Origin of the sequence: Pseudomonas sp. zjy_15, assembly GCF_043101865.1 — a bacterium.
Lineage (GTDB): Bacteria > Pseudomonadota > Gammaproteobacteria > Pseudomonadales > Pseudomonadaceae > Aquipseudomonas > Aquipseudomonas putida_Y.
In genome coordinates this window covers 22835-32768 of sequence record NZ_JBICII010000065.1, presented here as the reverse complement: position 1 = coordinate 32768, position 9934 = coordinate 22835, and the positions used below count along the sequence as shown (strand labels likewise).

The following is a 9934-nucleotide window of genomic DNA, read 5'->3' as shown; positions in this document are numbered from 1 at the left end:
ACATGCTCAAGGTCAATCACGCCTCGCTTGCCAAGCGCTATGCTTGTTATATGGCCCCACTGCAAAAGGATTGCTGTCCATGTCCCCGTTCCTGTCACTGTTCGTACCGGTGTTCCTGTTCCTGATGCTGCTGACCATCGGCTTCAGCATGCGCGAACGCAACATCGGTGTACTGATGATGTGGATCGGCACCTTGGGTATTTTCGGCCTCACCTGCTGGAAGATCCTCGAGAAACTGCCGACATAAACCTCTACACTCGGTCAATCGTTTGACCTGAGGTAGATTTTCCAGTGCCTGCCCTCCTGCGTTACCTGTTCCTGATGCTCTTGCTTTTCATTGCCCCGGCACAAGCAGCGGGCCTGCCTGGCCTGCTGGGCGGCAGCGCGCCCGCCCAGCCAGAGGCCACCGAGCCACTGGGCAAATCGCTGGATGAGGTGATCAAGAACCTCGAAAATGACCAGCAGCGGGCCAAGCTGCTGGCCGACCTGAAAAAACTGCGCGACGCCACCCGGCAATCGCAACCCAGTGTTGAACAGGGTGTGCTCGGTCTGATCGGCGGTGCCCTGCACGACTTTGAAAAACAGTTCAGCGGCGATGCCAGTCCATTCCACCGCTGGGCCGCGGAAATCGAACAGGCACAGGCCGAACTGACCGAGCTGATGGTGCCCGTGCACCAGTGGCCGGCGATCCTGTTCGGTTTTGCTGCAGTGATTGCCGTGTGGAGCGTGCTGGCCTATGCCTTCAACTGGGTCGGCCATCGGCTACGCCTGCGCTTTGGCCTGAGCGAAGAACTGCCACAACACCCGCGTACCTGGGACCTGGTGCGCTTTGCCTTGCGCAAGCTTGGCCCATGGTTGGTCGCGCTGGTGTTCACGGTGTACCTGAGTTTCGTGCTGCCGCCATCGCTGGGCAAATCGCTGGCCATGGTGCTGGCCTACGCCCTGGTGGTCGGTACCTGCTTTTCGGCCATTTGCGTCATCGCCTTTTCCTTGCTGGACGGCCCACACCGCCACCGTGCCCTGCACATCCTGCGGCGCCAGGCGTTTCGCCCGTTGTGGCTGATCGGCAGCTTCGCCGCGTTTGGCGAGGCGATGAGCGATCCACGCATGCTGGTGGCCCTCGGTACCCACCTGGCCCACGCCCTGGCGACCTTGGCCAATGTAATTGCGGCGCTGTGCACCGGGTTGTTCATCCTGCGCTTCCGCCGCCCGATCGCCCACCTGATCCGCAACCAGCCACTGTCGCGGCGCCTGACCCGACGCACCCTCAGCGATACCATCGAGATCCTCGGCAGCTTCTGGTTCATTCCAGCGCTGATCCTGGTGGCCATTTCGCTGTTCGCCACCTTCGTCTCCGCCGGCGACACCAGCACTGCCCTGCGCCAGTCGCTGATGTGCACGGTGCTGGTGGTGGTGTGCATGGTGCTCAACGGCCTGGTGCGCCGCCATACTGCCAACCCCAAGCGGGCCAGCAAGCGCCAGGCGGTGTACACCGAGCGCCTGCGCAACTTCGGCTACCTGCTGGTGCACTTGTTCATCTGGCTGGTGTTCATCGAGTTGGGCCTGCGCGTGTGGGGCGTGTCGATGATCAGCTTCGCCGAGGGTGACGGCCATGACGTCAGCCTGCGCCTACTGGGCCTGGCCGGCACGCTGATGGTGGCCTGGCTGGTGTGGATCCTTGCCGACACCGCCGTACACCATGCCCTGGTGGGCTCGCGCCGGGGGCTGGCCAACGCCCGTGCGCAAACCATGATGCCGTTGATCCGCAACGTGATGTTCGTGGTCATCTTCATCATCGCGGTCATCGTCGCACTGGCCAACATGGGCATGAACGTCACTCCGCTGCTGGCCGGTGCCGGTGTGATCGGCCTGGCCATCGGTTTTGGCGCGCAGTCGCTGGTGGCCGACCTGATCACCGGCCTGTTCATCATCATCGAGGATTCGCTGGCCATCGACGACTATGTGGATGTCGGCGGCCACCTGGGCACGGTGGAAGGGCTGACCATTCGTACCGTGCGCCTGCGCGACATCGACGGCATTGTGCATACCATCCCGTTCAGCGAGATCAAGAGCATCAAGAACTACTCGCGGGAGTTCGGCTACGCGATCTTCCGCGTGGCAATCCCGCACAGCATGAACATCGACCAAGCGATCACGCTGATTCGCGAAGTGGGGCAGAAGCTGCGCAATGACCCGCTGATGCGCCGCAACATCTGGTCGCCGCTGGAGCTGCAGGGGGTGGAGAGCTTCGAGTCAGGCTCGGCGATCTTGCGGGCGCGCTTCAAGACCGCGCCGATCAAGCAGTGGGAGGTGTCGCGGGCGTTCAACCTGGCCTTGAAGCGGCAGCTGGACGAGGCCGGGCTTGACCTGGCGACGCCGCGATTGTCGGTGCAAGTGGTGACAGCCGGTGGGGGTGGGATGACGGAGGCCAGTTCGTAGGAGCGGGTTTACCCGCGAAGAAGGCAACACCTCATCCAGCCTGGGCACGAATGCGGATCGCATCATGCCGCCAATACTCGAGGTCGCAGTCGATCAAGTGCCCATGCTGGTCACTGTTGACCCGGGTAATGTGCAAGCCCGGGCTGCCCGCCGACACTTTCAAGGCACTGGCCGCCTCCACCGGCAACGCTGTCGGCAGGATCTCGAAGCACACCTGCCCGTATTCGATGCCATACACGCGCCCATAAACCTCGGTCAGTGACTGCGCCAGGTCGTGTTCGAGAATGCCGGGAAAGTACCGGGGGTTGAGGTAGTGCTCGGCATACAGCACCGCCCGCCCGTCAATCCGCCGTAACCGGCAGACGCGCACCACGCTGGACAACGCCGGCAGCTGCAAGCGTGCACAGATGGCAGCCGAAGCCGGCTGCAGCCTCGCCGACAGCAGTTCGGTGCTGGCCACCCGCCCCTGATCGCGCACCATGGCATGGAAGTGGCTGCGCTCGATCAGGTCATAGGTCAAGCGCTGCGGCGCAACGAACCAGCCTCGGCGCTCTTCGCGGTAGATCAAGCCTTGGGCCTCAAGCTGCACCAACGCCTCACGCAGGGTAATGCGCGTGGTGTCGAACACCTCGCTGAGCCGCCGCTCGGCCGGCAGCTTGCCGCCCGGCGCCAGCAGGCCATGCTCGATCTGCTCCTGCAGGGCATGGCAGATGGCTGTTACCGCACGCGGGGGCGTCGACTGCATCAAAAGGTTACCTATCTGGACTAGTCCAGCCCCATCACAGGGCAGATTGAGAATAGTGCAAGCCTATGCAGGGCTGATGAACATCCTGTGACAAAGGCTTGTGCCAGGTACTGCCAGAAACGCGCCAAGCCAGCAGAACCGGGGCGATTACCTGGTCTACGCTGTAGCTTCAGGGCCCTCACCGGCCCCCTCCCTACATCAAACTGTCACGCAAGCGGCCTACCTTGGCTCAAGGTTTGCTGACCTAGACCAAAGGTGCCAGTCAAAGGCTTGCAACGGCTTTACCCAGAACAACGATCGTAAAGGCACCCACCCAAAGGAGCTTCGGATGAAAAAGTTCTTCATGGCGTCACTGCTCGGTTCGGCCATCGCGTTGTGTACCACGGCCATGGCCGCTGGCACTGACCTCAAGGCCCTGGAAGACGCCGCCCGCAAGGAAGGCACTGTCAACAGCGTGGGCATGCCCGACGCCTGGGCCAACTGGAAAGGCACCTGGGAAGACCTGGCCAGCAAGTACGGCCTCAAGCACAGCGACACCGACATGAGCTCAGCCCAGGAACTGGCCAAGTTCGAAGCCGAGAAGGACAACGCCAGCGCCGACATCGGTGACGTGGGTGCCGCCTTCGGCCCGATCGCGGTGACCAAGGGCGTCAGCCAGCCTTACAAGCCAAGCACCTGGGACCAGGTGCCGGAATGGGCCAAGGACAAGGACGGCCACTGGGCGCTGGCCTATACCGGGACCATCGCCTTCATCATCAACAAGGACCTGGTCAAGGAAGAGGAACGGCCGAAAACCTGGCATGACCTGGAAAAAGGCAAGTACAAGGTCGCCATCGGTGACGTCGGCACCGCCGCCCAGGCCGCCAACGGCGTGCTGGCTGCGGCCATCGCCTACAAAGGTGACGAGCAGAACATCCAGCCAGGCCTGCAGTTGTTCACCAAGCTGGCGCAGCAGAAGCGCCTGTCACTGGCCAACCCGACCATCCAGACTCTGGAAAAAGGCGAAGTGGAAGTTGGCGTGGTGTGGGACTTCAACGGCCTGAGCTACCGTGAACAGATCGACCCAAAACGTTTTGAAGTGCTGATCCCCTCGGACGGCTCGGTGATTTCCGGCTATACCACGGTCATCAACAAGTACGCCAAGCACCCCAACGCGGCCAAGCTTACCCGTGAATACATCTTCAGCGACGCCGGGCAGATCAACCTGGCCAAGGGCCATGCGCGGCCGATCCGGGCCGAGCACCTGAAGCTGCCGGCGGATGTGCAGGCCAAGCTGCTGCCCAACGACCAGTACGCTGCCGCCCAGCCGATCAAGAATGCCGAAGCCTGGGAAGCCACCTCGAAGAAACTGCCGCAGATGTGGCAGGAGCAGGTGATCATCGAGATGGAGTAAGGGGCTGGGCTTTGTAGTGCCTGATCCGGCCCTTTCGCGGGTAAACCCGCTCCTACACAGGGATACGCGATACATGTAGGAGCGGGTTTACCCGCGAAGATGCCAACGCGGTTCATGACTGGAGAAAACATGCAACACAACGTCATCCTGGTCCTGCTCGACGGCCTCAACTACCAGGTCGCCCACCATGCGATGGGCCACCTGCACGCCTACGTCGAGGCCGACCGTGCCGCGCTGTACCGCGTGGAATGCGAGCTGCCATCGCTGTCGCGGCCGCTGTACGAATGCATCCTCACCGGCGTGCCGCCAATCGACAGCGGCATCGTGCACAACAACATCAACCGCCTGTCCAACCAGCGCAGCGTGTTTCACTACGCCCGCGAGGCCAACCTGGGCACCGCGGCGGCGGCCTATCACTGGATGAGCGAGCTGTACAATCGCTCGCCCTTCGACCCGCAGCGCGACCGCCACACCCACGCGCCGAAGCTGCCGATCCAGCACGGGCTGTTCTACTGGGACGACCGTTACCCCGATTCGCACCTTCTGGCCGATGGCGAGTACCTGCGCCGCCGTCACGCCCCCAACTTCCTGCTGGTGCACCCGATGAGCGTTGACGACGTGGGTCACCGCCACGGCCTGGACAGCAGCCAGTATCGCAATGCTGCACGCAGCGTCGACATCCTGCTGGCCGACTACCTGCCCGGTTGGCTCGAAGAGGGCTACCAGGTATTGGTCACCGCCGACCACGGCATGAACAACGACCGTTCGCACAACGGCCTGCTGGCTGAAGAACGTGAAGTGCCGCTGTTCGTCTTCGGCGACGCCTTCAGCCTGGACCCGGCCGCCAAACCACTGCAGACCGAACTGTGCGGCACCATCTGCGAGCTGCTGGGCGCCGCGCACGACAAGACGGTTTGCCGGGAGCTACTGAAGTGAGTGGCGGCATACGTGGCCGCTACCTGGCCCTGCTCTGCCTGCTGCCGTTCGCCGTGTTCTTCGTCATCTTCCAGGTCGCCCCACTGGCCTGGGTGGCGATCAACAGCCTGCAATCGGAAGCCGGCTGGGGCATCGACAACTTCAGCAAGGTGTTCGCCTCCAAGTTCTACCTGCAGGCGTTGCAACGCAGCCTGGAAATCAGCTTCTGGTCGAGCGTGTTCGGCATCGTCATTGCGACCCTCGGCGCCTACTCGCTGCGCCAGGTGGACTCGAAGCTGCGCGACTTCGTCAGCGCCTTCGCCAACATGACCAGCAACTTTGCCGGTGTGCCGCTGGCCTTTGCCTTCATCATCCTGCTCGGCTTCAACGGCGCGCTGACCCTGCTGCTGAAGCAAGTTGGCCTGCTGGAGGACTTCAGTATCTATTCCAAAAGCGGGTTGATCCTGGTGTACACCTACTTCCAGATCCCGCTGGGCGTATTGCTGCTCTACCCCGCCTTCGACGCCCTGCGCGAAGACTGGCGCGAGTCAGCCGCGCTGCTGGGCGCCAACCACTGGCAGTACTGGCGGCACATCGGCCTGCCGGTGCTGGCCCCGGCGCTGCTGGGCACTTTCGTCATCCTGCTGGCCAATGCCCTCGGCGCCTACGCCACCGTGTACGCACTGACCACCGGCAACTTCAACGTACTGCCGATCCGCATCGCCGGCCTGGTGGCGGGCGACATCAGCCTCGATCCGAACCTGGCCAGCGCCCTGGCAATGGTGCTGGTGGGGCTGATGACGCTGGTCACGGTGGTGCATCAATGGCTGCTGAAAAGGAGCTACCATGCGCGCTGACATCCGTTCCGGCGGCTGGTACCACCGCCTCGTGGTCTACCTGCTGTTCCTGATCCTGCTGCTGCCCCTGGCCGGCACCCTCCTCTACTCGCTGGCCACCAGCTGGTCGGCGACCCTGCTGCCCAGCGGCCTGACCCTCAAGTGGTATGCGGCGCTGTGGAGCGAGCCGCGCTTCCTTGCGGCCTTCGGCCAGTCGCTGCTGGTGTGCGTAGGTGCACTGCTGCTGTCGGTGGTGCTGATCTTGCCACTGCTGTTCGTGGTGCATTACCACTTCCCGCGGCTCGACGCGCTGATGAACATCCTCATCCTGCTGCCATTCGCGGTGCCGCCAGTGGTGTCGTCGGTGGGGCTGCTGCAGCTGTATGGCAGCGGGCCGATGGCCATGGTCGGCACACCGTGGATCCTGATCGGCTGCTACTTCACCATCGCCCTGCCGTTCATGTACCGGGCCATCACCAACAACCTGCAGGCCATCAACCTGCGCGACCTGATGGACGCCGCGCAGCTGCTCGGCGCCAGCACCTGGCAGGCCGCACTGCTGGTGGTGCTGCCGAACCTGCGCCAGGGCCTGATGGTGGCAGTGCTGCTGTCGTTCTCGTTCCTGTTCGGCGAATTCGTGTTTGCCAACCTGCTGGTCGGCACCCGCTACGAGACCCTGCAGGTGTACCTGAACAACATGCGCAACAGCAGCGGCCACTTCAACAGCGCGCTGGTGATCTCCTACTTCGCCTTCGTGCTGGTACTGACCTGGGTCGCCAACCGCCTGAACAAGGACAAGACCTGACATGAGCTTCGTCAGCGTACAGAAACTACAGAAAAGCTACGCCGGCAGCCCGGTGTTCGAGAGTATCGACTGCCACATCGAACGCGGCGAATTCGTCACCCTGCTCGGCCCGTCCGGCTGCGGCAAGTCCACCCTGCTGCGTTGCATTGCCGGGCTGACCCCGGTGGACAGCGGGCAGATACTGCTCGACGGCCAAGACATCGTGCCGCTAAGCCCGCAAAAGCGTGGCATCGGCATGGTGTTCCAGAGCTACGCGCTGTTCCCTAACATGACCGTGGAGCAGAATGTTGCCTTTGGCCTGCGCATGCAGAAGGTCAAGGCCGACGAAAGCCAACTGCGGGTACACGAGGTGCTGGCGCTGGTGGAGCTGGGCAAGTTCGCCGGGCGCTACCCGCACCAGCTTTCCGGCGGCCAGTGCCAGCGCGTGGCCCTGGCACGCTCACTGGTCACCCGCCCGCGCCTGCTGCTGCTCGACGAACCGTTGTCGGCGCTGGATGCGCGTATCCGCAAGCACCTGCGCGAGCAGATTCGCGCCATCCAGCGCGAACTGGGGCTGACCACCATATTCGTCACTCACGATCAGGAGGAAGCGCTGACCATGTCCGACCGCATCTTCCTGATGAACCAAGGGCGCATCGTCCAGAGCGGCGATGCCGAAACCCTCTACACCGCCCCCGTGGACCTGTTTGCCGCCGGATTCATCGGCAACTACAACCTGCTCGACGCCGACAGCGCCAGCCGCCTGCTGCAGCGCCCGGTGGCCAGCCGCCTGGCGATCCGCCCGGAGTCGATCACCCTTGGCGAGCACGGCGAGCTGGACGCCGAGGTGCGCAGCCACAGCCTGCTGGGCAACGTGATCCGCTACCGGGTGCGGGTGCGCGAAGTGGAGCTGGTGGTCGATGTGCTCAACCGCTCGCCGGCCGACCTGCACGCGGACGGGAAACGGGTAAGCGTGTCGATCGACCCCACTGCGCTGCGGGAAGTGGCTTAAGGAGACTCAACACCATGGCACTGGCAATTTTCGATCTGGATGAAACCCTGATCCACGGCGACTGCGCCTCACTGTGGAGCGAGCAGATGGCCCGGTTGGGCTGGGTCGACGGCAAGGATTTCCTGCGCCGCGACCATGAACTGATGGAAGCTTATGGCAGGGGCCACCTGCAGATGGAGGACTACATGGCCTTCAGCCTGGAGCCGATTGCCGGGCGTACCCTGGAAGAAGTCGAGCACCTGGTGGCACCGTGGGTCGAAGAAGTGATCGAACCGATCATCTACGGTGACGCCTGCCGCTGCATTGCCGAGCACCGCAAGCGTGGGGATCGCATCCTGATCATTTCCGCTTCGGGTACGCATCTGGTCGGGCCGATTGCCGCGAGACTGGGCGTGGATGAGTACCTGGCCATCGAGCTGGAGGCAGTGAACGGGGTGTACACCGGCAAGACCCTCGGGGTGCTGACCTATCGTGAGGGCAAGATCACTCGCTTGCTGGAGTGGCTGGATCAGGAGCAGGAAAACCTGGAAGGCGCGAGTTTCTATTCCGATTCGAGGAATGACTTGCCGTTGCTGTTGAAGGTGGATCATCCGCATGTGGTGAACCCGGATGCGGTGTTGCGCGAGCATGCCGAGATCAATGGGTGGCCGATTCTGAGCTGGAGCTGAAGGTTTTTGTGGGTTGTGCCGGCTTCTTCGCGGGTAAACCCGCTCCTACATCGCACAGTGTTCAAATTGTGGCGATCTCAATGCAGGTGCGGGTTTACCCGTGAAGGGGCCTGGCCGGCTTACACCAGGCTAGGGTCGATCACCATCACCAGCTTGCCCGACACCTGATTGGTCTCCAGCTCGGCATACGCCGCCTGGGCAAACTCCACCGGATAGGTATCGACCAGCTGCGGCGACAAACGCCCCTCGGCAAACAGTGGCCATACGTGCTGCTGCAGTTCGCTCAGCAGCTCGGCCTTGAAGCCGTCGTCACGGTTGCGCAGGGTGGAACCGGTGATTTCCAGGCGCTTGCCCAGCACTTGGGCCAGGTCCAGCTCAAACTTGCGTCCGCCCATCAGGCCGATGATCACCCAGCGACCGTCGCGGGCCAGCAGTTTGAGGTTCAGCTCACCGTAGCTAGCGCCCACCGGGTCGAGAATCACGTCGAACGGGCCAAAACCTTCCAGCTCGTCCAGGTTCTCGTTACGGACCACACCACCCGCAGCGCCCAGCGCTTGGCAGTAGGCCAGACGATCCTGCGAACCGACGCTGACCCACACCGGGCTGCCGAACGCCTTGCACAGCTGGATGGCGGCCGAGCCAACGCCACTGGCGCCGGCGTGCACCAACACCTTCTCGCCAGCCTTCACCGCACCGAGCTGGAAGATGTTCAGCCAGGCGGTGGCATACACCTCCGGCAGCGCTGCCGCCTCATGCAGGCCAAGGCCTTCGGGTACCGGCAGGACGTGACGGGCATCGACCACCACTTCCTCGGCCATGGCGCCGCTGGCCAGCAGGGCGCAAACGCGGTCACCCACGCGCCAATCGGCACCAGCCCCCACCTCTTCAATCACCCCGGAACACTCCAGTCCCATGTACGGGCTGGCACCTGGTGGTGGCGGGTACAAACCTTTCATCTGCAGCAGGTCGGCGCGGTTCAGCCCCGCTGCGGCCACGCGAATGCGCACTTGGCCCGCGTCACAGGTCGGGCGCTCGGCCTCGACCCACTCCACATGTCCGTCAACGCCTTGCAATGCCTTCACAGTGCCTCCATAGTTGAATCATGACTGGGCCTGAGGTCGCTTACCTCAGGCCTTTTGCAG

At 63.1% G+C, this 9934-nt stretch carries 10 protein-coding genes; 8 read left to right on the top strand and 2 right to left on the bottom strand.

What is annotated here, in order from left to right:
* Positions 1-79 precede the first annotated feature (79 nt).
* Both ACF8EF_RS13090 and ACF8EF_RS13085 read left to right on the top strand, forming a co-directional pair.
* The gene (locus ACF8EF_RS13090; protein ID WP_016501052.1) at positions 80-247 is read left to right on the top strand and encodes a hypothetical protein; all 168 of its coding nucleotides are present in this window, start codon (positions 80-82) and stop codon (positions 245-247) included.
* Positions 248-291: 44 nt separating this feature from the next.
* Positions 292-2439 (top strand): mechanosensitive ion channel family protein, encoded by a 2148-nt coding sequence (locus tag ACF8EF_RS13085; protein WP_176685022.1) that lies wholly within the window; start codon positions 292-294, stop codon positions 2437-2439.
* Positions 2440-2470: 31 nt separating this feature from the next.
* Here ACF8EF_RS13085 and ACF8EF_RS13080 read toward each other — a convergent pair whose 3' ends face one another.
* Positions 2471-3184 carry a UTRA domain-containing protein gene (locus ACF8EF_RS13080; protein ID WP_176685021.1) on the bottom strand — a complete coding sequence of 238 codons (714 nt, stop codon included), beginning with the start codon at positions 3182-3184 and terminating at the stop codon, positions 2471-2473.
* A 328-nt stretch (positions 3185-3512) separates the two neighbouring features.
* Between ACF8EF_RS13080 and ACF8EF_RS13075 the strand changes: the two genes are divergently transcribed.
* The 6 genes from ACF8EF_RS13075 (at position 3513) to ACF8EF_RS13050 (ending at position 8792) form a co-directional block, all read left to right on the top strand.
* Positions 3513-4577 carry an ABC transporter substrate-binding protein gene (locus tag ACF8EF_RS13075; RefSeq protein WP_176685020.1) on the top strand — a complete coding sequence of 355 codons (1065 nt, stop codon included), beginning with the start codon at positions 3513-3515 and terminating at the stop codon, positions 4575-4577.
* A 129-nt stretch (positions 4578-4706) separates the two neighbouring features.
* A complete protein-coding gene (locus ACF8EF_RS13070) occupies positions 4707-5513 on the top strand; it encodes an alkaline phosphatase family protein (protein WP_003252558.1) in 807 nt (268 codons plus the stop codon).
* Positions 5510-6349: an ABC transporter permease subunit gene (locus ACF8EF_RS13065; protein ID WP_103469327.1), complete on the top strand. Its 840-nt coding sequence runs from the start codon at positions 5510-5512 to the stop codon at positions 6347-6349. Before ACF8EF_RS13070 ends, ACF8EF_RS13065 begins: the two co-directional genes overlap by 4 nt.
* On the top strand, positions 6339-7133 hold the full coding sequence (locus ACF8EF_RS13060) for an ABC transporter permease (RefSeq protein WP_176685019.1): 795 nt from the start codon (positions 6339-6341) through the stop codon (positions 7131-7133). The genes ACF8EF_RS13065 and ACF8EF_RS13060 overlap by 11 nt, the downstream gene beginning before the upstream one ends.
* A gap of 1 nt (position 7134) precedes the next feature.
* Positions 7135-8124 carry an ABC transporter ATP-binding protein gene (locus ACF8EF_RS13055; protein WP_176685018.1) on the top strand — a complete coding sequence of 330 codons (990 nt, stop codon included), beginning with the start codon at positions 7135-7137 and terminating at the stop codon, positions 8122-8124.
* A 14-nt stretch (positions 8125-8138) separates the two neighbouring features.
* Positions 8139-8792 (top strand): HAD family phosphatase, encoded by a 654-nt coding sequence (locus tag ACF8EF_RS13050; RefSeq protein WP_176685017.1) that lies wholly within the window; start codon positions 8139-8141, stop codon positions 8790-8792.
* 119 nt (positions 8793-8911) lie between these two features.
* Here ACF8EF_RS13050 and ACF8EF_RS13045 read toward each other — a convergent pair whose 3' ends face one another.
* On the bottom strand, positions 8912-9874 hold the full coding sequence (locus tag ACF8EF_RS13045; protein ID WP_176685016.1) for an NAD(P)H-quinone oxidoreductase: 963 nt from the start codon (positions 9872-9874) through the stop codon (positions 8912-8914).
* Positions 9875-9934: the final 60 nt, after the last annotated feature.